Origin of the sequence: Streptomyces sp. NPDC051907, assembly GCF_040681075.1 — a bacterium.
Taxonomy (GTDB): domain Bacteria; phylum Actinomycetota; class Actinomycetes; order Streptomycetales; family Streptomycetaceae; genus Streptomyces.
In genome coordinates, this window is sequence record NZ_JBFAYB010000118.1 from 1 (window position 1) to 23066 (window position 23066).

At 70.0% G+C, this 23066-nt stretch carries 17 protein-coding genes and 1 pseudogene; 11 read left to right on the forward strand and 7 right to left on the reverse strand.

The annotated features are described in order from the left end of the window. Positions 1 to 121: 121 nt before the first annotated feature. From AB0M39_RS36550 to AB0M39_RS36585, 8 genes and pseudogenes are all read left to right on the forward strand, one after another. A pseudogene (locus AB0M39_RS36550) lies at positions 122 to 1183 on the forward strand (hypothetical protein); the annotation flags it as partial. A gap of 9 nt (positions 1184 to 1192) precedes the next feature. Then, positions 1193 to 1606, forward strand: a complete 414-nt coding sequence (locus tag AB0M39_RS36555) for a roadblock/LC7 domain-containing protein (RefSeq protein ID WP_005311457.1) — start codon at positions 1193 to 1195, stop codon at positions 1604 to 1606. Positions 1607 to 1749: 143 nt separating this feature from the next. After that, a complete protein-coding gene (locus tag AB0M39_RS36560) occupies positions 1750 to 2157 on the forward strand; it encodes a DUF742 domain-containing protein (RefSeq protein WP_365371853.1) in 408 nt (135 codons plus the stop codon). Next, entirely contained in the window at positions 2138 to 2719 is a 582-nt protein-coding gene (locus tag AB0M39_RS36565) for an ATP/GTP-binding protein (RefSeq protein WP_159686641.1), read from the forward strand. The genes AB0M39_RS36560 and AB0M39_RS36565 overlap by 20 nt, the downstream gene beginning before the upstream one ends. A 371-nt stretch (positions 2720 to 3090) precedes the next feature. Beyond that, positions 3091 to 6321: a nitrate- and nitrite sensing domain-containing protein gene (locus AB0M39_RS36570; RefSeq protein ID WP_365371821.1), complete on the forward strand. Its 3231-nt coding sequence runs from the start codon at positions 3091 to 3093 to the stop codon at positions 6319 to 6321. Positions 6322 to 6331: 10 nt separating this feature from the next. Then, a complete protein-coding gene (locus tag AB0M39_RS36575; protein WP_005311461.1) occupies positions 6332 to 6745 on the forward strand; it encodes a roadblock/LC7 domain-containing protein in 414 nt (137 codons plus the stop codon). A 96-nt stretch (positions 6746 to 6841) separates the two neighbouring features. Beyond that, a complete protein-coding gene (locus AB0M39_RS36580; protein WP_365371823.1) occupies positions 6842 to 7399 on the forward strand; it encodes a DUF742 domain-containing protein in 558 nt (185 codons plus the stop codon). Beyond that, positions 7380 to 7961: an ATP/GTP-binding protein gene (locus AB0M39_RS36585; protein WP_050791473.1), complete on the forward strand. Its 582-nt coding sequence runs from the start codon at positions 7380 to 7382 to the stop codon at positions 7959 to 7961. Before AB0M39_RS36580 ends, AB0M39_RS36585 begins: the two co-directional genes overlap by 20 nt. 475 nt (positions 7962 to 8436) lie before the next feature. Here AB0M39_RS36585 and AB0M39_RS36590 read toward each other — a convergent pair whose 3' ends face one another. The 4 genes from AB0M39_RS36590 to AB0M39_RS36605 all read right to left on the reverse strand — a co-directional run bounded on the left by AB0M39_RS36590 (position 8437) and on the right by AB0M39_RS36605 (position 16185). Continuing rightward, entirely contained in the window at positions 8437 to 8640 is a 204-nt protein-coding gene (locus AB0M39_RS36590) for an acyl-CoA carboxylase subunit epsilon (protein ID WP_365371827.1), read from the reverse strand. A 35-nt stretch (positions 8641 to 8675) separates the two neighbouring features. Further along, entirely contained in the window at positions 8676 to 10259 is a 1584-nt protein-coding gene (locus AB0M39_RS36595) for an acyl-CoA carboxylase subunit beta (protein WP_365371829.1), read from the reverse strand. A gap of 154 nt (positions 10260 to 10413) precedes the next feature. Further along, positions 10414 to 12726 (reverse strand): polysaccharide lyase 8 family protein, encoded by a 2313-nt coding sequence (locus tag AB0M39_RS36600; RefSeq protein ID WP_365371831.1) that lies wholly within the window; start codon positions 12724 to 12726, stop codon positions 10414 to 10416. 366 nt (positions 12727 to 13092) lie between these two features. Then, positions 13093 to 16185, reverse strand: coding sequence for an endo-alpha-N-acetylgalactosaminidase family protein (locus tag AB0M39_RS36605; RefSeq protein ID WP_365371834.1), 3093 nt, complete (start codon positions 16183 to 16185; stop codon positions 13093 to 13095). A 249-nt stretch (positions 16186 to 16434) separates the two neighbouring features. Here AB0M39_RS36605 and AB0M39_RS36610 point away from each other — a divergent pair, with 249 nt between their 5' ends. Beyond that, the gene (locus AB0M39_RS36610; protein WP_365371837.1) at positions 16435 to 17043 is read left to right on the forward strand and encodes a YceI family protein; all 609 of its coding nucleotides are present in this window, start codon (positions 16435 to 16437) and stop codon (positions 17041 to 17043) included. A 153-nt stretch (positions 17044 to 17196) separates the two neighbouring features. Here the strand turns inward: AB0M39_RS36610 and AB0M39_RS36615 are convergent, their stop codons facing one another. Then, positions 17197 to 18402, reverse strand: coding sequence for a S8 family peptidase (locus tag AB0M39_RS36615; protein ID WP_365371840.1), 1206 nt, complete (start codon positions 18400 to 18402; stop codon positions 17197 to 17199). A gap of 171 nt (positions 18403 to 18573) precedes the next feature. Here AB0M39_RS36615 and AB0M39_RS36620 point away from each other — a divergent pair, with 171 nt between their 5' ends. Further along, positions 18574 to 19404, forward strand: coding sequence for a helix-turn-helix transcriptional regulator (locus tag AB0M39_RS36620; protein WP_365371843.1), 831 nt, complete (start codon positions 18574 to 18576; stop codon positions 19402 to 19404). Next, positions 19401 to 19682 (forward strand): DUF397 domain-containing protein, encoded by a 282-nt coding sequence (locus tag AB0M39_RS36625; protein ID WP_365371845.1) that lies wholly within the window; start codon positions 19401 to 19403, stop codon positions 19680 to 19682. Before AB0M39_RS36620 ends, AB0M39_RS36625 begins: the two co-directional genes overlap by 4 nt. Positions 19683 to 19690: 8 nt before the next feature. On the opposite strand, the gene AB0M39_RS36630 is transcribed toward AB0M39_RS36625, so the two are convergent. Next, the gene (locus AB0M39_RS36630) at positions 19691 to 21037 is read right to left on the reverse strand and encodes a hypothetical protein (protein WP_365371848.1); all 1347 of its coding nucleotides are present in this window, start codon (positions 21035 to 21037) and stop codon (positions 19691 to 19693) included. 84 nt (positions 21038 to 21121) lie between these two features. Then, a complete protein-coding gene (gene cimA, locus AB0M39_RS36635; RefSeq protein WP_365371850.1) occupies positions 21122 to 22714 on the reverse strand; it encodes a citramalate synthase in 1593 nt (530 codons plus the stop codon). Positions 22715 to 23066: the final 352 nt, after the last annotated feature.

Below are 23066 nucleotides of genomic sequence, written 5' to 3' on the forward strand. Positions count from 1 at the left end.
AAAGTTTTTGTTTATTTACTGACAACCATTGAGACGCTTTATCAAACGAGTGTTCCCCTTGAGGTTCAAAACCGAAAGAACGTCCATCCAGAGCAGCTTCCAGCAGGGCGCTCCCGGCGACCGCGGCCGTCAGCTGCCGCCCTCCGGCGGCCCGCGGGCCGAGCTGCCCGGCGGTCCCGGCCAGGGCGAGCAGCGCCCGCAGCGTCCCCAGACCACCAGCTGGGGCAGCGAGCAGCCGCCCGCGCCGCAGCAGCGTCCGTCCGCGGACGCCCCGCGCGGCCACGAGGACCACGACAGCTCGCGCGGACCCGCCACGGCCGAGTTCGCCCGTCCCGACTACAACGCACCCGCGCCGCGCGCCGGCTCGGGCGCGACCGGTCAGTTCGTGCGCCCCGACGTGTACGGCGGCGCCCCGGACTCCTCGTCGTCCTCGTCGTCCTCGTCGACGGGTCAGTACCCCCGGCCCGACCAGGGCGCCCAGCGGGGCGGCGCCCAGGACCCGGGCGCGACCTCCCAGTTCGCCCGCCCCGACTTCGGCGCGCCGCAGCCTCCGGCCCCGGCCGCGGGACCGCGTCGCCCCGGCGGCCGGGACGACGCGAGCTTCGCGCCCCCGCGTCCCACGCCCGCGCTGCCCCCGCAGCGCGAGCCCGAGGCCCTGCCGCCCGCCTCCGGCCCTGGAGACGGCCGTACGCCGCTGTACGACACCCTGGAGACCAACTGGTTCCACGGTGCCCAGAACGGCCAGCAGCAGAGCGCTCAGCAGCCTGCCGAGCCGGTGCAGCAGCAGCCCTCGGACAGCCGGCCCGCCCCGCAGCCGCCGCAGCGCCCCACCGCTCCGGCGCCCGCCGGCCCGTCCAGCACGAGCACCCCGTCCAACGCGAGCGGCGCCAACTGGCGCACCTCGCCCAACGACGAGTTGGTGCGTCAGGCCGAGCGGGTCAGAAAGCCCGCGGCCGGCGGCGTCACCACCTCCGGTCTGCCCCGCCGGGTCCCGCGAGCCAACCTCGTCCCGGGAACCGCGCAGGAACAGAACCACCAGGCCGGTCCGCAGGTCTCACGTGCCCCCGACGATGTGCGGGGCCGGCTCACGAATCTCCGCCGAGGCATCCAGCAGGGTCGTCAGCAGAACAACTCGACGACCGGCAGCTTCGACCTCGGCACCTCTCACCAGCAGGAGCGATAGTTGAGTCCGATGAGCCAGGCGGCGCAGAACCTGAACTGGTTGATCACCAACTTCGTGGACAACACACCTGGTGTGTCCCACACGGTGGTGGTCTCCGCCGACGGTCTGCTGCTGGCGATGTCCGAAGGCTTTCCCCGCGACCGCGCCGACCAGCTCGCGGCCGTGGCGTCCGGGCTCACCTCGCTGACCGCGGGTGCGTCAAGGATCTTCGAGGGCGGTCCGGTCAGCCAGACCGTCGTCGAGATGGAACGCGGCTTCCTCTTCCTGATGTCCGTCTCCGACGGCTCGTCGCTCGCGGTGCTCGCGCACCCGGACTGCGACATCGGCCTCGTGGGGTACGAGATGGCACTTCTGGTGGACCGCGCGGGCAGCGTCCTCACCCCGGACCTGCGCGCCGAACTCCAGGGAAGCCTGCTGCACTGAGCCCGACGTCCCACCCAGGTAATTTCACTGGTACGCGCCACCGCACTGAACGCGTTACCTCATACCGTCAGGCCGACCACATCCCCCCCACCGGCCCAGTCAGACGGCACGCCGACCACTTGCTGTCACCGCCCGGAGGATTCATGACCCCGCCACCCGCCTCTCACGATCCGTATGGCGCCTCACTCGACGCGTCATACGGATATGAGGGCGACCAGCCGCTGGTCCGCCCGTACGCCATGACCGGCGGACGGACCCGGCCGCGCTACCAGCTCGCCATCGAAGCGCTGGTCAGCACAACGGCCGACCCAGCGCTGCTCGCCGGGTTGCTCCCCGAGCACCAGCGGATCTGCCACCTGTGCCGCGAGGTCAAGTCGGTGGCCGAGGTCTCGGCCCTGCTGTCGATGCCGCTCGGGGTGGCGCGCATCCTCGTGGCCGACCTGGCCGAGGCGGGGATGGTGGCGATCCACCAGCCGGGCAACGGAGAGGCCGGCGGCACGCCGGATGTGACACTGCTCGAAAGGGTGCTCAGTGGACTTCGCAAGCTCTAGCGGCGGTGCGGCCCGGTCGACCACCAGCGCGAAGATCGTGGTGGCGGGCGGCTTCGGCGTGGGCAAGACCACGTTCGTCGGCGCCGTCTCGGAGATCAACCCGCTGCGTACCGAGGCGGTGATGACCAGCGCTTCGGCCGGCATCGACGACCTCACCCACACCGGGGACAAGACCACCACGACGGTGGCCATGGACTTCGGCCGCATCACCCTGGACCAGGACCTGATCCTGTACCTGTTCGGCACGCCCGGCCAGGACCGCTTCTGGTTCATGTGGGACGACCTGGTCCGCGGCGCGATCGGCGCGGTGGTGCTGGTGGACACGCGCCGCCTCGCCGACTGCTTCCCCGCGGTCGACTACTTCGAGAACTCCGGCCTGCCGTTCGTGATCGCCCTCAATGGATTCGACGGCCACCAGCCGTACAACCCCGAGGAAGTCCGCGAAGCGCTGCAGATCGGCCCGGACACGCCGATCATCACCACCGACGCCCGGCACCGCGCCGATGCGAAGAGTGCGCTGATCACGCTGGTCGAGCACGCTCTGATGGCCCGGCTGAAGTAACGGGGACACAAGATCCAAGTAGACGGCGACATACGGCAGTTGTCGTAGTTGTGCACGGGCGGGCTGTGTCCTTTGACACGGTCCGCTGCCGTGTTCATAACGTTTCGACAGAGAATTTACGTGTCTTGGACACGCGATGCGTTCGAGCGGTATCACTGTGCTCACATTAGCCCCGCCTTTTGACGGGGCTCGCTCTTTATGCCCGTTTTATCTGAGGCTTGCACCACTCGGAATGGCTGATTCCAACTGTTTGGAAGGGGGCCCGTCCACGTGCTGGAATTCGACGAACTCCCCAGTAGTAGAGCTCTGAACGAAACACGGCACAGCGTAGGTGCCGACGCCGAGAGGTTGTTGGTCGAGTGAGGCGAAGCATGACGAGCCCCGCAGAGCAGCAGGCGCGGGGTAACTTCACCCCGCCGCCGCGCACAGCGGCGTCGCCTGCGGATGCGCCGGGTCCGGCCGCACCGGCCGCCGCCGGCAGCTCCAGCAAGCTGTCCCCGCGCAACTGGCGAGTGCCCACCCGCCTGAACGCGATCCTGCTCATACCCGTGCTCGTCGGGCTGGTGATGGGCGGCTTCCAGGTCAAGACCGCCATCGACACCTGGAACGAGGCGCAGGACGCCGAGAAGACGGCGCTGATCGTGCGCGCCGCCTCGGAGTACGGCCAGGCGCTGCTCAACGAGCGTGACCTCACCGCTCAGGCCCTCCTCACGGCCAAGACCGAGGAGGACCGCAAGGCAGACGTCGTCACCAAGGCGTACGAGAACACCGACGCCGCGGCCCGCCGCTTCGACGAGGCCGTTCAGAACATGCCGGGGAAGCAGGGCCTCGACCGCCGCCTGAAGCTGTTCAGGGAAGAGGAGCCGACGCTCCAGAAGCTCCGCCAGGGCGCGTACACCAAGGCTCTCGACCCGGTCGTCACCGAAGAGGGCTACGTCAAGGTCCAGCACTCGCTGATGGAGCTCTCCAACGAGCTCGGCCTGGGCAGCACCAACATCACCAGCTACGGCCGTACGGTCTACGCGGTCCAGCTCGCCAAGGCCGCCACCTCGCTCCAGCGCTCGATCGGCATGCACCTGCTGGTCCGCCCCAGCGAAGACGACGACATCCGCGCCAAGCAGACGATCGCCTTCAACTCGTACAACTACCTCGAGCAGATCGCCATCGGCGAGTACGTCTCCGGCGGCACCCAGCAGGACACGGACAAGCTCAAGGAGGTCATGGCCGCCAAGGCAGCGCTCGGCTCGAAGCGGCTGACGGCGGCGGGCCTCGCTCCGCCCAAGGGCCCCGACGGCTCGTTCTTCACCGGCATGGCCGGCGCGATCGGCCAGGGCCTGACCCCGACGGACCTCAAGAAGAAGGACGTCACGCCCGAGACGTGGATGGGCGCGGCGACCGCGAAGTTCGAGGGCTACTCGGAGATCGAGAAGGAGCTCGTCGACAAAGCGGTGAACGAGGCCGCGGACATCTCCAGCGAGGCCAAGACCGACGCCATCGTCATCGGCGCCATCGTCGTCGTCGCCCTGCTCGCCGCGTTCATCCTGGCCGGCCTCATGGCCCGCCAGATGAGCCGCTCGATGCGCCAGCTGCGCACCGCCGCGTTCGGCATCGCCGAGCAGCGTCTGCCGATGCTGGTCGACCAGCTCTCGCGCACCGAGCCGGGCCGCGTCGACACCCGCGTCCAGCCGATCCCGATCGACACCCAGGACGAGATCGGCGAGGTCGCCCGCGCCTTCGACCAGGTCCACCGCGAGGCCGTCCGGCTCGCCGCCGAGCAGGCCATGCTCCGGGGCAACGTCAACGCGATCTTCACCAACCTCTCGCGCCGCAACCAGTCGCTGATCGAGGGCCAGCTGACCCTGATCACCGACCTGGAGAACAACGAGGCCGACCCGGACCAGCTGGAGAACCTCTTCAAGCTGGACCACCTGGCGACCCGTATGCGCCGCAACGGCGAGAACCTCCTGGTCCTCGCCGGCGAGGAGCCGGGCCGCCGCTGGAACCAGCCGGTCCCGCTGGTCGACGTGCTGCGCGCCGCCTCCTCCGAGGTGGAGTCCTACGAGCGCATCGAGCTCACCGGCGTGCCGGAGACCGAGATCCACGGCCAGGCCGTGACCGACCTCGTGCACCTGCTGGCCGAGCTGCTGGAGAACGCCACCACGTTCTCCTCGCCGCAGACCAAGGTCCGGGTGACCGCGACCCGTCTCCCCGACGGCCGGGTCATGATCGAGATCCACGACAAGGGCATCGGCCTGACCGCCGAGGACTTCGCGGACATCAACCACAAGCTGGCCAACCCGCCGACCGTGGACGCCGCCGTCTCGCAGCGCATGGGCCTGTTCGTGGTCGGCCGCCTGGCTGACCGGCACGGCATCCGCGTCCAGCTGCGCCCCTCGGGCGAGCAGGCCGGCACCACCTCGCTGGTCATGCTCCCCGACGCCATCACGCACGGCGGTGGCGGCGAGGCTCTGCCCGAGGACGACTTCACGGTCTCCCAGATCATTCCGGAGCAGCAGCAGTCCTTCGAGGCCGTCGCGCTCCAGAGCGCCCCGATGCGCACCGCGGCCGAGCTCGGCTTCGACGACTCCCGCTACGAGGCGCTGGAGCCGCCGACCAAGCTGGACCCGGTGAACCGCTCGCTGATGCGCGAGGAGCGCCGTGCGGCGCTGGAGGCCCAGGCCCAGGGCGACCGCCCGATGTACCGCGACGAGTCGCAGTACGGGCAGGAGCAGCAGTACAGCGGGGAGTACGGCCAGGAGTCGCAGTACCAGGACTCCGACTACGCCCCGCAGGGCTCTGAGTACGCCGCGCAGGACTACCCGCAGCAGGGCTACGACCAGGCTTACGAGCAGGACCCGCAGGGGGCCTACGACGGCTTCCAGACGTCCGGCGGCTTCCAGGGGTCCCAGGACTCCCAGGAGCACCCCGGAGCCGCCTATGCGGAATCCTCGTACTCTGCTGGGCAGTCCTCCGAGCCGCAGTACGACGAACAGTTCGACGCCCAGTCCCACCAGGCAGACTGGCAGGATCAGGGTGCGTACCAGAACACGTACGAGACGGATCTCCGTAGCGAACCGGAATCTGCCCCCAGCGCTCCCGCGAACGCTCCTGACCGCGTAGGCTTCGACCGACCGGGTCCCGCTCCGAGCAGCGGTCACTCGATGACCGACGCCGGACTGCCGCGGCGCGGCAGCAGCCAGCAGCCGCCTCAGCAACAGCAGCAGTGGCAGCAGCCCGCCGAGCAGGCCCCGCGCGCTCCGCAGAGCGCGAAGCCCGAGGCGAACGGCAGCGGTTCCGCCGCCGGCTCCGAGGACTGGCGCTCGAAGAACGACGACCGCTGGCAGCGGGCGGAGAAGCTCCGTGAGCCGAAGGCCGGCGGGGTCACCCCGTCCGGACTCCCCCGGCGCGTGCCCAAGGCCAATCTGGTCGAGGGCACGGCGGAGCAGACCCCCCAGGGCGGACCCCAGGTCTCCCGCGCCCCTGAGGACGTCCGTGGCAGGTTGAGCAACCTGCGACGCGGCGTACAGCAGGGACGCAGCGCGGGTACGGACACGAACGGATCGGGCTTCGGCCCGGGCAGTACCTACAACCAGGAGCGTTAGTGTGAGCCCGATGAGCCAGGCGGCGCAGAATCTGAACTGGTTGATCACCAACTTCGTGGACAACACACCTGGTGTGTCCCACACGGTGGTGGTCTCCGCCGACGGACTCCTGCTGGCGATGTCCGAAGGTTTCCCGCGTGACCGCGCCGATCAGCTGGCGGCAGTCGCCTCCGGTCTGACGTCGCTGACCGCGGGAGCGTCCCGGATCTTCGAAGGCGGCGCGGTCAACCAGACAGTCGTGGAGATGGAGCGCGGCTTCCTCTTCATCATGTCTATTTCCGACGGTTCCTCGCTTGCCGTACTCGCACACCCGGAGGCCGACATCGGTCTGGTGGGCTACGAGATGGCACTTCTGGTGGACCGAGCGGGCAGTGTGCTGACTCCGGACCTGCGGGCGGAGCTTCAGGGAAGTCTTCTCAACTAACAGGCAGACAGTGCGTTTCACGCCACCGCGCCGTAAGGTGCGGTGGCGCGGCTCCACAGGGACATGGACCGGCGACCGGCAGTCGGAGGAGGAAACGTGGCAACACCCCCAGGCGGGCGCTATGACGGAGCTCATCAGCCCCCGGGTGAGCACGGACAGAACCGCTTCAACTTTCCTTCGACCCCGAGCAGAGGCGGCTCTCAGCAGCCCTACCAGCAGTCGCCGTACCAGCAGCAGCCGCGGCAGCCCCGGATTCAGCCGGTGCAGTCTCGGCGGCCCGCGTCCGACTCCTCTGGAGGCGGTACGGGCACGCACAACCCGTTGGTGCGCCCGTACGCCATGACCGGCGGCCGTACGCGGCCGCGCTACCAGCTCGCCATCGAGGCGCTGGTGTCGACCACGGCCGATCCGGCCCGGCTGCAAGGGCAGTTGCCCGAGCACCAGCGGATCTGCCGGCTGTGCATCGAGATCAAGTCGGTCGCGGAGATCTCGGCGCTTCTCACCATTCCTCTCGGCGTTGCCCGGATCCTCGTCGCCGACCTGGCGGAGGCCGGACTCGTCGCCATCCACCAGCCCGGCGGCGACGAGTCCGCCGGCGGACAGCCAGCCGTGACACTGCTCGAAAGGGTGCTCAGTGGACTTCGCAAGCTCTAGCGGCGGTGCAGCCCGCTCAACCACCAGCGCGAAGATCGTGGTGGCGGGCGGCTTCGGCGTGGGCAAGACCACGTTCGTCGGCGCCGTCTCGGAGATCAACCCGCTGCGTACCGAGGCCGTCATGACGTCTGCGTCCGCGGGCATCGACGACCTCACCCACACCGGGGACAAGACCACCACGACGGTGGCCATGGACTTCGGCCGTATCACCCTGGACCAGGACCTGATCCTGTACCTGTTCGGCACGCCCGGCCAGGACCGCTTCTGGTTCATGTGGGACGACCTCGTGCGCGGCGCGATCGGCGCGGTGGTGCTGGTGGACACGCGCCGCCTCGCCGACTGCTTCCCCGCGGTCGACTACTTCGAGAACTCCGGCCTGCCGTTCGTGATCGCCCTGAACGGATTCGACGGCCACCAGCCGTACAACCCCGAGGAAGTCCGCGAAGCGCTGCAGATCGGCCCGGACACGCCGATCATCACGACGGACGCGAGACACCGGGCGGACGCGAAGAGCGCGCTGATCACGCTGGTCGAACACGCGCTGATGGCGCGCCTGCGGTAGCGGCGGCCTCTCTCTCCTTCGACACGCCTTCGCACTCCTGAGATGGGGGTGCGGGGGCGTGTTGCCGTGTCTTGGGGTTCAGGCCTTGTCCTCAATCGCCGGACGGGCTGAAATTCCAGCCCCGCCCCCGCGCCTCGGGGCCGTCCTCAATCGCCGGACGGGCTGGAATCGCTCGCCCCCGTGCCTCGGAAATGGGCTGGGATGGCCGGGCCAATTCAGCCCCGCCGGCGTTTGAGGCGCGGGGTCCGGGGCAGCGCCCCGCGGGCCGCCCGCGCAGGGCATGTCACCCCCGCTCCGGGGGCTGCGCCCCGTACGGCCTTCGGCCGTGTCCTCAAACGCCGGACGGGCTGGAAATGCTCGCCCCCGTGCCTGGGAAACGGGCTGGATTTGCTCGCCTACGCAGACAGCATCGCGCCCCGTACACCACTCTCGGTGTACGGGGCGCGCGCACATCTCGTGCAGGGGAGCGGAGAGGTCAGCCCTGCCAGCTGTGGGACGGGCGGAAGCCCGACTGGCGTTCCAGGCGGCGCCAGCCCGCCGTGGAGCGGCCGCGGTGTGTCGTCGGACCCTCCGGCTGCGACGCCGCACGGGCCATCAGGACCGCCGTGATCGCCGCCAGCTCCTCAGGGTCGGCCTGACCCTTCTCAACGCGCAACACGGACTCAGCAGGAGTGCTCATGACGTTCGGGCTCCAGTGTCTTCGGCTTCGCAGGATTACTGCGGCGGGTTGCCGTGCTTGCGCGACGGCAGGTCAGCGTGCTTGTTGCGGAGCATCGCGAGGGATGCGATCAGCACCTCGCGCGTCTCGGTCGGGTCGATGACGTCGTCGACCAGACCCCGCTCCGCCGCGTAGTAGGGATGCATCAGCTCGGACTTGTACTCCTTGACCATGCGCACCCGCATGGACTCGGGGTCCTCTGCCTCAGCGATCTGCCGGCGGAAGATCACGTTCGCCGCGCCCTCCGCGCCCATGACCGCGATCTCGTTGGTCGGCCATGCGTACGTCAGGTCCGCGCCGATGGACTGGCTGTCCATGACGATGTACGCGCCTCCGTACGCCTTGCGCAGGATCAGCGAGATCCTCGGCACCGTGGCGTTGCAGTACGCGTACAGCAGCTTCGCGCCGTGGCGGATGATTCCACCGTGCTCCTGGTCGACGCCGGGCAGAAAGCCGGGTACGTCCAGAAGAGTGACGATCGGGATATTGAAAGCGTCGCACATCTGGACGAATCGCGCGGCCTTCTCGGACGCCTCGATGTCCAGGACGCCCGCCAGCGACTGCGGCTGGTTGGCGACGATGCCCACGACCTGGCCGTCGAGACGGGCCAGCGCGCAGATGATGTTCCGGGCCCAGCGCTCGTGGATCTCGAGGTAGTCGCCGTCGTCGACGAGCTCCTCGATGACCTTGTGCATGTCGTACGGACGGTTCCCGTCCGCCGGCACCAGGTCCAGCAGGACGTCGGAGCGCCGGTCCGCGGGGTCCTCGGCCTGGACCGACGGGGGGTTCTCGCGGTTGTTGGAGGGGAGCATCGCCAGCAGGTAGCGGACCTCGGCGATGCAGGTCTCCTCGTCGTCGTACGCGAAGTGCGCGACGCCGGAGGTCTCCGCGTGCACGTCCGCGCCGCCGAGCCCGTTCTGGGTGATCTCCTCGCCGGTGACCGCCTTGACGACGTCCGGGCCGGTGATGAACATCTGCGAGGTCTCGCGGACCATGAACACGAAGTCGGTGAGCGCCGGGGAGTACGCCGCGCCGCCCGCGCACGGGCCGAGCATCACGCTGATCTGCGGGATGACTCCGGAGGCCCGGGTGTTGCGCTGGAAGATGCCGCCGTAGCCCGCGAGAGCGCTGACGCCCTCCTGGATGCGCGCGCCCGCGCCGTCGTTGAGCGAGACCAGCGGAGCGCCCGCCGAGATCGCCATGTCCATGATCTTGTGGATCTTGGTGGCGTGGGCCTCGCCCAGCGCGCCGCCGAAGATCCGGAAGTCGTGCGCGTAGACGAAGACCGTGCGGCCCTCGACCGTGCCCCAGCCGGTGATGACGCCGTCGGTGTACGGCTTCTTGGCCTCCAGGCCGAATCCGGTCGCCCGGTGCCGGCGCAGCTGCTCGACTTCCTTGAACGAGCCCGCGTCCAGCAGCAGCTCGATGCGCTCACGAGCAGTCAGCTTGCCCTTGGCGTGCTGCGCCTCGGTCGCACGGTCGCTGGGTCCGCGCCGCGCCGAGTCGCGCAGAGCGTGCAGTTCGGCCACACGCCCGCGTGCGTCACTCGGCTCGCTGGTGGTCTCGTCCAAAACGGTCATGCATCGACCCTACGGATCCCACCAAGAAAACCCTGCCGTCGACTCCGTACAGTCTCGGGACCGTTCTCCTGTCGGGCATGAACAGAACCACTTCGCACTGCAGCCCAACCACCAGCTCACAGGGCCTTGTCTTTGTGGGGGTCTCACAAGGGTCTCAGTCGAGGGCCACCTCGCAGCGATGGCTCGCCCCAGCGGTCCCGCCGGTGATCCGCAGCCGTAGCTCCCGCCCGATAACGAGCACCTCCACGGAGGGATCCTTGCTGGTCACACGGCATACGGGCCGGCGCCAGACGATCTCCACGGGAGCGCCCGTGCGGGGCGGCTCGCTGACGCTGAGCACCGCCGCGCGCCGATTACTCCGTACGAGGGCACTGACCGGGGCCGTTGCGATGAAGGGCCCCACCGTACCGGGCCGCCAGAAGTTCGCCGCGGTCAGTCCCAGGGAGCGGACGCGGACGGCCTGGCACGCCGCCGTGTTGGCGAGGACTTCCAGCCAGCGCTCGTCCCGAGCGCGCGCCGCGAGAGTGCGGCGGCTCGCGCCCGGCATCAGCAGATACGCGTACGAGGCGTCGACGGGGTCCGTCCCGTGGTCCAGCCAGAGGGTCTGCCACTGCCGGGTGACGCGCTCCGTCGAGCTGGTGGTGTTGATGTCGCTCCACGCGCCGGAACGGGACTCGCGCAGGGTCCGCAGCGACGACGTGCCGCCGGGCAGGATCCAGCCGCCGTGGCCTTCGAGATGCGCCCAGCGCGATCCGACGGTCAGCTCGTTCGCGCCCGCCTCGCCCAGAGCGCGGTTGTCGACGATCGTCTCGACCGGCACGCCGTCCGTGCTCGTGATCCCCGCGCCGAGGCAGATCACCGCGTCGGCGGCGCAGAACCAGGACTTGCGCGCCTGGAGCGTGGAGCCGAGGCCCAGCAGATGCTGGCCGACCGCGGCGAACTCTCCGTCCGTCGCTCCCCCGACCCACTGCGCCGCGGGCTTCGGCACGCCCCACTCGCCGCCCGCCCGGTCGGGAAGCCGCCTGGTCGACACGGTCGTTCCGGGCAGCCGGTAGAAGTCGACGGTCGGCCAGAACCAGTCCGTGTACTGCGCGTCGCCTCCCGGGCCCCACCAGTAGAGCATTCCGGCGCCGGTGTGCCAGCCGCGCGGGTTCTCGCCGTTGCCGCACTCGTAGTACGAGATCCGCTCCGAGGCCATCGAGATGTTCGCGGCCCACCCGGGCCTGCGGTGCACGGCCCGGTCCATCGAGGCGAAGAGCCGGTGGCCGACCGGCTCGGGCGCGGCCTGGACGGGCGAGGCGGCGACCGTGTGGAGGCGGGAGAGGTCGGCGACGCCGAACTGCCGGCCCTTGAGGATCGGCGTGACCTCGTCCCGCTCGATCCAGCCCTTCACGCGCGCGTGCCAGCGCTCCCGCTCGGCGGCGGACGCCCCCTCCGCGAGCAGCGCGATGGCCGCGATCAGCTCCTGGCCGTGGAAGTGGTCGCTGCGCATGACCTTGCGCTCGTCGTTCCTGAGGTAGCCCCGGCTGATGGCGCGGCCGTTGACGCTGTCCATCATCAGGCCGTTGTAGATCAGCGGTGCGTACGCGCGCTCCACGCTGTCCAGGATGATCTGCCGGTTCGGGTCGACGACGGCCCAGTCCGAGCCCGCGAGCAGGGCGAAGAGCCGGCCGAGCCCGTCCAGCATGACCTGCCCGTACGTACCCGAGTACGCGACCCAGGTGTGCTGGACGAACGAGCCGTCGGCGTAGAGCCCGTCGCCCTTGGTGACGTACGGGAAGACCGGCGAGAGCGCGTCCCGTGCGAGCGCGATCTTGGCGGGGGCCTCGCCGAGGATGCCGCGCAGGGCGACGGAGCGGCACAGGTCGACGCGGTTGGCGCCGGTGGAGGTGCCGCTGTAGTCGAGCAGCATCGCGTCGGGAATGAAGTGGTCGACGGCGGCGCAGGCGGCCCGCACGCGGTCCTCGGTCAGCTGGTCGCGCAGCACGGCGACGATGTCCATCAGGAGGCGGGGGCTGCCGATCTGCCACTCCCACCAGTTGCCGTAGCGGGTGGTGGAGGGGTTGTAGATCCTCGCCGACAGATGGTCGAGACCGCGTACGACGTCGGCGAGCAGCCCGGAGTCGCCGGTGTGCCCGGTACCGGGCTGCGCGTACGCCTGGGTCATCGCCCACAGCCGGCTGTAGCTCTGGGTGATCCCGGACGGCGGGTTGAAGGGGTAGCCGGGCCACAGGGAGGTCTCCGTGGGAGCCATAGTGGCCCGGAAGGCCCCGGCGAGCCGACCGGTCTCGGCGAGGCGGGTGGCGTAGGGCTCGGCGGCGGGGTCGTATCCGGCGCCGAGACTGATCTCGACCCAGCGGAGGCGGAGGGGGGTGTAGGGGTCTTGCGGCGGTGAGGCGATCCCCAGAGCGCCTGCACCTGCGGCGACGAGGAAGGTTCTCCGGGTCCAGGGGGGTGTGAGGGTCACGGGTCCTCCGTTTGGTAGCGATCTCCAGCCCATCCGGTCCAATCCAGCCCGTCCGGCGATTGAGGACGGACCCGCGCATTTCCAGCCCGTCCGGCGCTTGAGGACGGACCCGCGCATTTCCAGCCCGTCCGGCGTTTGAGGACGAACCTCGCCCGGGAGGCCCCGCCACTCCAGCCCGTCCGGCGCTTGAGGACGGACCTTGCCCGGGGAAGCCCGCCACTCCAGCCCGTCCGGCGTTTGAGGACGAACCTCGCCCGGGAGGCCCCGCACGAAACAGTCACCCACCCTCGCGGGGCTCCGCCCCGAACCCCGCGCCTCAATCGCCGGCGGGGCTGGGATGTGGGGCTCCGCCCCGGACCCCGCGCCTCAATCGCCGGCGGGGCTGAGTTTGCCCGGCGATTGAGGACAAGCCTCCGCCCCGGGGCTGGATGGACCCAGGTCCGTCACCGTGAAGCCGTCGAGGACGAAATCCGCCCCGCCCGGCGCAACCCCCCTCTTCCGCAGACCCGTCCACCCCTCCCCGCACCCCACCGTCACCACCTCGCTGAAGCGAGCCGTCGTCCGCTGCTGAGGAAGGGGCGTGCGGCGGGTCTCCACAGACCCGTGAGGGCCGTCGTAGCCGGTCACCCACTCGTACGCGTCCGCGTGGCTGGACTGGTAGTCGTACTCCACCCGGTAGCTGTGCCCCTCCCGCATCGGGACGGTCCAGGGCGCGGTCCGGTAGACGAGCCCGGCGTTCTCCTCGTGGGACTTGAGGGACTCCCGCCCGCCGAGCACGTCGTCGATGAGCTTCCCGTTCCAGCCGGACTGGGTGTACGGCGCGTGCAGCTGGCTCAGATGGGTGCGCGGGTCGGTCGAGCCTCCCGCGTCGCCCTTGAGGAAGGGGCCCCACCCCTGGTCGACGGACTCGAAGTCCTCGTGCACGACACTCCCCGCACCCGCAAGAGCGCCCCGCGCGCCCGCGACCACCCGTACGTCGTCCACACGCACCCTCGCCGAACTCCCCCGCCCCGCCGCGATCTTGAGCGTCACGCTCCCGCTCGCCGGCGCAGTGAAGTGCGTCTTGGCGCGCTGGAAGCGGGTGCCGTGCCAGTCGGACGCGGCGACCTGGTCCTCGACGGTCGAGCGCTCGACGACGACCGACGCGGCGCCGGCCGACAGCGTCGTACGCCGTGACCGACCCGGCTCGACCTCGATCAGCGCGGACGCCGTGTACCGCTGCCCGGCCCGCAGCCCGGTGATCCGCTGGGCGACGGACGCGGCGCCGGTCCCGCTGAGGACGGCGCTGTTGCGCCCCTGGCCGTCCGTGTCCCGTGCGACCGTGCCGGTCTTCGACCAGCCGCGGAGGCGGGCGTCGTTGAACCCGGGGTCCTCGATCCCCGTGCCCTCGCCCCACCGCGGGTCGACGGCCCGAGGGCTGCGGCCCAGCGGGTACAGGACGTACGGCTGGCCCGCCTCCGCGTCCAGCGTCACCTTCCCGCCGGCCGCCCGCACGGTCCCGGCCCTCACCCGGCCGTTGTCGGTGAGCCGGTAGACGGCGTACGAGGCGCCGGGCACCGCCCAGCCCGTCGTGCCGCCCGCCTTGTTGTAGTGGTAGAGCTTCCTCCCGCCGTCCCACGGCAGCAGATACCGCTCCCCGTCCAGGACCTTGCGGCCGTCCTCGTACAGCGCGCGCCGCCCGTCCTCGACCGTGCCGCGCACGCCGCCGGTGAAGGCCAGGTCGTTGCCTTCCCAGCGGGTGATCCGCTCCTGCTGGAGGTATTTGGCGGGGAGGTTGCGCTGCCAGACGTTGGCGTAGAAGGCGTTCCAGTCGGTCTCGCCGGTCCAGCCCTCGAAGTCTTCGAGGGCGCTCTGGCCGAGGACGGGGTGGTTGTTCCAGACGTCCTTCTCGTTGTTGCGGATGAACCGGATGATCTGCGAGTTCAGGCCTTTGTTGGAGGCGCCGCCGTAGTCCAGGTCGTTGGCCCAGTGCGACCAGAGCGAGGCCCGCTCGAACTTGTCGGACCATTCGGTGCCCACGTTCCAGCCCTGCGCCTGCACGGCTTGCAGGGTCTTGTCGGCGATCCAGCCGTGCCCGTAGTAGACGTCGATGTAGAGGAAGGAGAGGTTGCGGTCGGTCTCGTCGCGCAGTTGCTGGAAGCGGCGGGCCAGGTCGCCGCTGTTCACGTCCCTGCGCTGGTCGATGTAGTAGCTCTGGTTGAGCCAGTTCCAGCCGGGCTTGGTCTTGTCGACGAGGCTCTCGCTGAAGTTCTTCGCCTCGGGGTACGACTCGGTGGCGTTCACATGCACGCCGAAGGTCGCGCCCCACTTCCTGCCCGCCTTCAGCAGGGTGTTGAGGTCGGCGAGCCCGCCCGCGCGCTTGTTGTAGTTGCCGCCGTAGTCGGGGTGCGCGGAGTCGTGGCCCTCGGAGCCGTACCCCTTGAGGACGGCGAGCTGCCCGAGCCCGTCCGTCGCGAGGGAGACGCGTTTGACGTCGTCCAGGGTCCGCAGGAAGGGGTGGGTGGCCTGGCTGGCGAAGTTGAAGGGGATGTGGGTGACGACCCGGTCCGGGGTCTGGTCGCCGCCGGGCGTCTTCACCCCGATCGAGCGGAAGGCGACCGCGCCGTCCTGCCAGTCGACCTTGTCGTCGCCGTTGGCGTCGGGGGTGACGACGACCTTCGCCCAGGGGAGGTTCCGCCCGCTCTCGGGGGCCGGGGCGCCGCTCCCCCGGTAGGTCCACTGGCCCGACCAGACGCCGACGCGCGTGCTGCCGTCCGGGGCCTTGCGGGCCTGGTGCCAGAAGCGGGCGTCGTCGCCGCCGGTCGCTCCGCTGGGCTTGTCGTACGAGGAGTTGGACTCGACGGCCGCGGCGAGCCTGCCCGTGTTGACGATGGCGTACGAGGCGCCGACCGGGGCCGCGTCGGCGGGCGTCGAGGGCGTGACGGAGGCGAAGACGTCGGCGGTCTTCCTCGAGTCGGGGTCGAGCCGGGTGAAGGCGGTCGCCGCTCCGGCGTCCGCGCTGCCGACCGACACCAGGTCGTGCCCGGGTATGTCGATCGTCCCGACCCGGAAGGCCTCGGTGTCGCGGACGGCGGTGACCTTGAAGGCGGCGGTCCGCCCGGAGACGGAGAGCGTCGCGTCGATCTCGACGCCGGGCAGCTCGGCGAAGGCGAGGGTGTAAGCGGCGCTGGACGCCGTGACGACGGGCGCGCCCTTGAGCCGCACGGCGTACGCGGCGCCGTTGAGGACGACCTCGGAGACCGCGGCCGTGCTGCCGAGGAGCACGGCCCCGCTGGCCCGGTCGGTGTACGAGACGACCCGCGGGAAGTCCTCGGCGACGGCGACCGAGAGCTGCCCGGAGGCGATGACGACGGGGGCCTCGTCCGGGACCGCGGCGGCCGGCGGGGTGGGACCGGCCAGAGCGAGCACGGCGGACGAGGCAGCGGCGAGGGCGCACGCCGTACGGATTCTTCGTGGCATGGGGAGTGCGTAGTCCCCGGCTCCGGCCACCGTCAACGAAGTGGGACGAGCGGGCGAGCGGCAGTCCAAGAACCTGCTCGCGTTAGTCCAAGCCCGGTGCGAGCGGTCCGAGAGCCGCACGAGAGCGGCACGGAATTCCATGGGCGGGGGCGTCTGCGGAAGAACTTTCTCCGTAGAGGTTGAAAGTTGAACAAGATGGAGCTACTGTGAATCTCGTTGAAGGTTAAACAAACTACTCGAGGAGGAGCCATGGCTCTGTTCGGCCGCAAGGACAACAACGCTTCCACCGGTGTCGCCACCCTCACCGTCGACCCGGCGCTCGCCGCTCTGACCGGCGACTACACCATCGACCCGGCGCACAGCAGCATCGGCTTCACCGTCCGTCACGCGATGGTGACGAACGTCCGCGGCGGCTTCGGCCAGTTCGAGGGCGCCCTCCAGCTGGACGGCGCGGATCCGTCCCGCTCCACCGCGTCGATCGACGTCACGATCGCCAGCATCGACACCGGCATCGCCGACCGCGACGGCCACCTGCGCAGCGGCGACTTCTTCGACGCCGACGCGTTCCCGCTGATGACCTTCCGCTCGACCACGGCCGAGCAGCTCGGCGGCGACAAGTACCGGATCAGCGGCGACCTGACGATCAAGGACGTCACGCGCGCGCTCTCCATCGACCTGGACTTCAACGGCACCGCCACGGACCCGTACGGGAACGAGCGCGTCGGCTTCGAGGGCAGCGCCGAGATCCTCCGCTCCGACTGGGGCCTGACCTGGAACGCGGCCCTGGAGGCCGGCGGCGTGATGGTCAGCGACAAGGTCAAGCTGACCTTCGACATCTCGGCGATCAAGGCCGCCTGACCCACCCAGCCCCAGCCCTCGGCACCGAGCTGCCCAGCCACCTGAGGAAACGAGCGCGCCCGCCCTGCCGTCTACGCGGCCGGGGCGGGCGCTCGGTCGTTCCGGCCCAACGCGTCAGAGAGCGTGGGACCGGTCGGCCGGTCAGAGGGAGTCTCAGAGGGAGCCGGTGAAGAGCAGCCTGTTCGGCGACCCCGCGCTGACCGTCAGTGTGTTCGGGGTGGCCTCGGTGTCCAGGAAGCCCGCCACCTCGTCCGGCGTGGCCATCGGGGCGGTCTCCAGGGCCAGCAGGGCGACGCCGGCGACGTGCGGGGACGCCATCGAGGTGCCGTTGTGGGCGACGCTGCCGCCGCCGAGCCGGGCCGAGACGATGTTGGTGCCGGGGGCGTAGATGTCCAGGCACGTGCCGTAGTTCGAGAAGCTGGCCTCGTCGTCCTGCTCGTCGCTCGCGCCGACCGTGAACGCGTTGGGCGCCGAGGCGGGCGAGACGTCGCAGGCGTCCGACGACTCATTGCCCGCGGCGACGACCGGCAGCACTCCGCTGTTGAAGAGCGCGGCGACGGCCGAGTTCACGGCGTTGGACCGCGGCCCGCCGAGGGAGGCGTTCAGGACGGCCGGCGTTTCGGCGTTCTGGGCCACCCAGTCGAGCCCGGCGATGACCCCGGACCAGGTCCCCGAGCCCTCGCAGTTGAGGACGCGGACGCTCACCAGGTCGGCGGCCGGCGCGACGCCGAACGTCTCGCCGGCGACCGTGCCGGCGACATGCGTGCCGTGGCCGTTGCAGTCCTGGCCGCCCCGCCCGTCCCCGACGGCGTCGAAGCCGGCCCGGGCACGCCCGCCGAACTGCGCGTGACCGTATTCGATGCCGGTGTCGAGGATGTACCCGGTGGTGCCCGTGCCCCGCCCGATCACGTTGAACTGGTCGTCCAGCGGCAGCTCGGGCTGGTCGATCCGGTCCAGACCCCAGGACGTGGCCGGCACGGCCCGGGCCGCGCTCTTCACCGGCGCCGCGGTGATCTGGGCGTCCTCCTCGACGGAGGCGACACCGGGCGTCGCCCGGACCGTCCGCAGCTGGGCGGCGCTGAGCGCCCCGGCGAAGCCGCGCATGGCGGACTTGTACGAGTACTGCGACTTCAGACCGAGACGCTTGACCACCTCGTCCGGGTCGGCGGCGGCGCTCAGGGTCACGATGTAGCGACCCTTGATGGCCTTGGACGACTTGTGGAGCGGCGCGGGAGACGACCGCGTGTCAGACGGGCTCGGCTCCGACTGCGCGGAAGCGGAGAACGAACCGGCGCTCACCAGGGCAGCGGCGGCGATAGCGGCGGTCGCGAAGGCTCTGAGCCTCTTTCGGTTTGGCATGGCCACAAAACAACACAAAGAGAACCTATGATCAATCACCGACCGTAGCGATTTACTACTTTCGGTAGCGATTTCGAGACGTGCTGCGCCACCCGGCGGATAAGGTCGTACCGCCGAGTTGTACGACTCGTGACGGGTCGAGGACGCCCTGTCACGGGAAGGGGGAGCAGCATGCACGCGAAGAAGCAGAACAAGCCGCCCCAGCGGATCACCTCATGGCACGTCATCGGCGCGCAGCTGACCGGCTTCCGCACCTGGGCGGAGATGAGCCAGGCACAGCTCGCCTCGCGGCTGTGCGTCAGCGAGGACACGATCTCGTCGATCGAGCAGGGCCGCAGACCGCTGAAGCTGGACCTGGCGGAGACCCTCGACGAGATGCTCGAGACGAAGAAGGCGCTCCAGACGGCGGTACGGCGGGTGCCGACGCGGGAGAGGTTCCCGCTGTTCGCGCAGGATTTCGTGGGGCATGAGCAGGTGGCGCGGACGCTGCTCTCGTACGAGAACCAGGTCGTGCCTGGCCTGCTCCAGACGGAGGAGTACGCGCGGGCCGTGTTCTCGTGCCTCTATCCGCCGCTGGACGAGGGGCAGTTGGAGGAGTGGGTCCAGGCCAGGCTGGAACGCCAGAAGGTCCTCACGCGCAAGCCCCGGCCGATGATGAACTTCCTGCTGGAGGAGAGCATCCTGCACCGGCCGATCGGGGGGCGGGATGTTCTGCGCGCTCAGCAGCAGCACCTGCGGCGATGCGCTGAACTCCCTTTCCTGGGGCTTCAGATCATGCCGACGAACAGGGCGACACACGCTGGTCTCGCGGGCCCGATGGTGCTGCTGGAGACCCCCGACCACCAGCATCTGGCCTATATCGAAGGCCAGCACGTCAGCGTCCTTGAGGATGACCCAGACCAGGTCAGTATGTACCAGCAGAAATATGGGATGCTGCGGTCACAGGCCCTTTCCCCCGAGGAGACGATGGGCTTGCTGGACGCACTGCTTGGAGAGACATGAACTGGTTCAAGTCCAGCTACAGCAGCGACGCGGGCGGCGACTGCATAGAGGTCGCCTACGACTGGCACAAGTCCAGCTACAGCAGCGACGCGGGCGGTGCCTGCGTAGAAGTCGCCTACGACTGGCACAAGTCGAGCCACAGCAGCGACGCGGGCGGCAACTGCGTCGAGGTCGCCGCTCACCCCCTCGCCGTGCACATCCGGGACTCCAAGAACCCGGACGGCCCCATGCTCACGGTGGCTCCCGGCGCCTGGGCCGCGTTCGTCGCCGAGCGGTAGCTAGGCAGCTAGAAGCCGCCGCCTCCGTCGAAGCCGCCTCCGCCGCCCCAGTCACCGCCACCGCCCCAGTCGCCGCCTCCGAAGTCGCCGGAGTCGTAGTCGCCGCCGGAGTAGTCGCCGCCGCCGAACTCTCCCCCGCCGTACTCCGCCGCGTACGCGGGCGTGGCGAGCATGCTGCCGAGCACCGTGCCCACGAGCAGACCGGGCAGGATGCCGCCGCCGAAATAGCCGCCGGCCCAGGGGCCGTACGCCGGGCCCGCCTCCCAGTACGGGCGGCGGCCGGACTCGGTCTCGACCGTGCGGGACATCGGGTCCTGGCCGGCGCTGAGCCTGGCGGCGTCGGCCGCGCAGACCGGCACCTGGCGCTCGGCACCGCCGGCCGGCGACCAGGTCACGTCGGCGGTCGACGGTCCGTGGCGCGGGTCGAAGAAGCAGGGCGAACGGCGTTCGGGCGCCGGCCTGCCCTTGCGGCGGGCGTCCAGGACCACCAGGGAGTACCGCCCGTCTTCGAGCGCCTGGGTGACCGCTCGTACGTCTGAGGGGTGCTCGGCCGCGCCCATCAGCTGTTTCGCCTTGTCGTACGAATCGAGGGAACGCTCGTAGTCGGCGCGCATCGTGTCGTCGGCGCCCTTCTCCGAGGGGTGGAAGTCCAGACGGTCGAGCTCTTCGCCGAAGGCGGTGATGTCCTCGTCGACCACGACCCGCAGCTTCTCGAGGGCGGCCCGTTCCTCCGCCTCCCTCTTCAGGCGCTTGCGCCGGACGACGGTGTAGACGCCCGCGCCGCCGACTGCCGCGACCACGCCCAGGGTGACCAGGGAGGTGACGTCGGCGCCGCCGTTGGAGTCGGAGCCGGTGGTGCCCCAGGAGGCGGGGGCGCTGCCGCGCATCTGGGGCAGTGCCTGGTCGACGAAGTTGTCGAGCTGGGTGGCGGCGTCCGCGCCTGGAGGAGTCCTGACGGCCTCGGTCAGGTTCTGGACGGCGCGGTTGCTCATGACGCTGCTGTCGGCGGCGGCGTTGAAGCCTTCGCCGAGGCGGATGGCGTACAGACCGGTGACGCCGGTCTCGGTGCGTATGGTCCGCAGGACGGAGTCGGGCGGGAACTGCTCCGGGTCATTGGGCAGGACCGCAACGAAGAGGGGCTTGTCGGCGGCCTCGATCTTCTTCGTCAGGGCGTCGGCGTCGGCCTTGGACAGCTGGGCGGAGGCGCGCGGATCGACGTAGACCGGGCCGTTCTCCAGCGCTTCGGCCACGGTTTCGGGGCCGGTGGCCGCCTGCGCTCCCGGCGCCGCCGCCAGGACGGTCGCCGAGAGGCCGAGCAGCAGACCGGACAGTGCGGTGAGCAGCCTGGTCTTCATACCTTGACGCTACCCGAAAAGGTGCATTTTAGGACATGATCGGGGGCTGCGAACTGCCCCCTGCTCTGCGGACTACTCCGCGGGCTACTCCGCGGGCTCGACGCCCGCGCGCAGGAGGCCGTAGGTGTAGGCGTCCTCCAAGGCCTGCCAGGAGGCGGCGATGACGTTGTCGGCGACGCCGACCGTCGCCCACTCGCCGGTGCCGTCGCCGGTGGTGATCAGTACGCGGGTGGTGGACTCGGTGCCGTGGCGGCCTTCGAGGATGCGGACCTTGTAGTCGATCAGCTCCAGCTTGGCGAGCTGGGGGTAGATCTTCTCCAGGCCGACGCGCATCGCCCGGTCGAGGGCGTTGACCGGGCCGTTTCCCTCGGCGGTGGCGACGATCCGCTCGCCCTTCGCCCACAGCTTCACGGTGGCCTCGTTGGCGTGGGTGCCGTCGGGGCGGTCCTCGACGATGGCGCGCCAGGACTCCGTACGGAAGTAGCGGCGGGCCCGGCCCTCGGCCTCGGCGCGCAGCAGCAGCTCGAAGGAGGCGTCGGCGGCCTCGTAGGTGTAGCCCTTGAGCTCTCTCTCCTTGACGCGCGCGACGACTCGGCCGACGAGCTCGCGGTCGTCGCCGAGGTCGACGCCGAGCTCCTTGCCCTTGAGCTCGATGGAGGCGCGGCCGGCCATGTCGGAGACGAGCATCCGCATGGTGTTGCCGACGAGCTCGGGGTCGATGTGCTGGTACAGGTCGGGGTCGACCTTGATGGCGGAGGCGTGCAGTCCGGCCTTGTGTGCGAACGCGGAGACGCCCACGTACGGCTGATGGGTGGAGGGCGTGAGGTTGACGACCTCGGCGATGGCGTGCGAGACGCGGGTCATGTCCGCGAGGGCGCCCTCGGGCAGGACCTTCTTGCCGTACTTGAGCTCCAGGGCGGCGACGACGGGGAACAGGTTCGCGTTGCCGACGCGCTCGCCGTATCCGTTGGCGGTGCACTGGACGTGGGTGGCGCCCGCGTCGACGGCGGCGAGGGTGTTGGCGACGGCGCAGCCGGTGTCGTCCTGGGCGTGGATGCCCAGGCGGGCGCCGGTGTCGGCGAGGACGGTGGCGACGACGGCCTGGATCTGGGCGGGGAGCATCCCGCCGTTGGTGTCGCAGAGGATGACGACGTCGGCGCCGGCCTCGGCGGCGGTGCGGACGACGGTCTTGGCGTACTCGGCGTTGGCGCGGTAGCCGTCGAAGAAGTGCTCGCAGTCGACGAAGACGCGGCGGCCCTGCTCGCGCAGGTAGGAGACGGTGTCGCGGACCATCTCCAGGTTCTCGTCGAGGGTGGTGCGCAGGGCCAGCTCGACATGCCGGTCGTGCGACTTGGCGACCAGCGTAATGACCGGGGCGCCGGACTCGAGCAGGGCTCTGACCTGCGCGTCCTCGGCGGCGGTCGCGCCCGGGCGACGGGTCGCGCCGAAGGCGACGAGCTGGGCGTTGGCGAAGTCGATCTCCTGCTTGGCGCGGGCGAAGAACTCGGTGTCGCGGGGGTTCGCGCCGGGCCAGCCGCCCTCGATGAAGCCCACGCCGAAGTCGTCCAGGTGCCGTGCGATGGTCAGCTTGTCCGCGACGGTGAGGTTGATGCCCTCGCGCTGCGCGCCGTCGCGCAGCGTGGTGTCGAAGACGTGGAAGCTGTCGTCGGTGGTCATGGCTGAGTTGACTCCTGTCGGATGAGTGGCTCCGGACGTTCTGGCTCCACTTGCCCCCATCTTCGCGCGCGCTGCGTCCTTGGCCGGGGTGAGGCCGCAAAACGAAAAAACCCCTCGCGGGTGCGAGAGGTCTGCGCGCGGGTCTGGGGCACGGTGATCGCGTCGTGAGTGGTATACGAGACGATCACTGCGGACCGGCGCGCTTGCTGCCGATAATCATGGCGAACGAGGGCACGGTGGCAGTGTGCCATAGGGGACTGCGGGGCACATATGAAGCCGTGATCTGCGAGGGGGCGGGCAGTCCGGCCGAGATCAATCTGCGGCGTACGGACATCGTGAACATGGGCATCGC

Coding starts and splice junctions, on each gene's coding strand:
- cimA (WP_365371850.1), bottom strand. CDS start 22,714: ATGACCACCGACGACAGCTTCCACGTCTTCGACACCACGCTGCGCGAC.
- AB0M39_RS36625 (WP_365371845.1), top strand. CDS start 19,401: ATGAACTGGTTCAAGTCCAGCTACAGCAGCGACGCGGGCGGCGACTGC.
- AB0M39_RS36570 (WP_365371821.1), top strand. CDS start 3,091: ATGACGAGCCCCGCAGAGCAGCAGGCGCGGGGTAACTTCACCCCGCCG.
- AB0M39_RS36610 (WP_365371837.1), top strand. CDS start 16,435: ATGGCTCTGTTCGGCCGCAAGGACAACAACGCTTCCACCGGTGTCGCC.
- AB0M39_RS36590 (WP_365371827.1), bottom strand. CDS start 8,640: ATGAGCACTCCTGCTGAGTCCGTGTTGCGCGTTGAGAAGGGTCAGGCC.
- AB0M39_RS36575 (WP_005311461.1), top strand. CDS start 6,332: ATGAGCCAGGCGGCGCAGAATCTGAACTGGTTGATCACCAACTTCGTG.
- AB0M39_RS36615 (WP_365371840.1), bottom strand. CDS start 18,402: ATGCCAAACCGAAAGAGGCTCAGAGCCTTCGCGACCGCCGCTATCGCC.
- AB0M39_RS36595 (WP_365371829.1), bottom strand. CDS start 10,259: ATGACCGTTTTGGACGAGACCACCAGCGAGCCGAGTGACGCACGCGGG.
- AB0M39_RS36555 (WP_005311457.1), top strand. CDS start 1,193: ATGAGCCAGGCGGCGCAGAACCTGAACTGGTTGATCACCAACTTCGTG.
- AB0M39_RS36620 (WP_365371843.1), top strand. CDS start 18,574: ATGCACGCGAAGAAGCAGAACAAGCCGCCCCAGCGGATCACCTCATGG.
- AB0M39_RS36560 (WP_365371853.1), top strand. CDS start 1,750: ATGACCCCGCCACCCGCCTCTCACGATCCGTATGGCGCCTCACTCGAC.
- AB0M39_RS36605 (WP_365371834.1), bottom strand. CDS start 16,185: ATGCCACGAAGAATCCGTACGGCGTGCGCCCTCGCCGCTGCCTCGTCC.
- AB0M39_RS36630 (WP_365371848.1), bottom strand. CDS start 21,037: ATGAAGACCAGGCTGCTCACCGCACTGTCCGGTCTGCTGCTCGGCCTC.